Origin of the sequence: Burkholderia sp. 9775_39, from assembly GCF_015712225.1 — a bacterium.
GTDB lineage: Bacteria > Pseudomonadota > Gammaproteobacteria > Burkholderiales > Burkholderiaceae > Burkholderia > Burkholderia cenocepacia.
Window position 1 is genome coordinate 1 of record NZ_JACCQC010000082.1, and the last position, 507, is coordinate 507.

General features: G+C 60.6%; 1 protein-coding gene. It reads right to left on the reverse strand.

Features of this window, described 5'->3' with window-relative positions; all coding sequences use genetic code 11:
• Nucleotides 1-253 (reverse strand): SDR family oxidoreductase (locus tag H0X90_RS35350; protein ID WP_330165472.1); only part of this gene is annotated, 253 nt, incomplete at its 3' end.
• Nucleotides 254-507: the final 254 nt, after the last annotated feature.

Here is a 507-nt window from a genome sequence, read left to right on the forward strand (position 1 = left end):
CGCCGACGGCGTGGAAGAGGATGTCGATCCCGCCGAGTGCGTCAACGGTTGCCGCGACGGCGTCTTCACAGCCCTCGACGGTGGAGAAGTCGGCGCGGAGACCGTTCTCGTGGCGCTGGAGCCGGGACTCGTCGATGTCCGCGATGACCACGCGGGCGCCCGCTGCGCTGAAGGCTGCTGTGCAGGCTTCACCGATGCCGCCGGCGCCGGCCACCAGCACGCGCCGATCGGCAAGTCCTAGCCAGTTGTCCACGAATTGGATCCTTTGCTTCGTCATCGAATGCTTGTCAGCGGAGAGGGTTATTGGAGATTGTATACAAATTCAATATCCAGTGTAACCCTCGTCACACGAAAAGTTACCAGAGGTAACTGGGGTTGGAGGGGACTGTTATCAGAGTGTGACATGTTACTGACCTATCGCGCTAGGGGTCAGTACCTGATCCCCTACGTGGCGTCGAGGAATTTGCGGAGGGCTTCGACGGCATGGTCGCGGTGCTCGTCCATGTG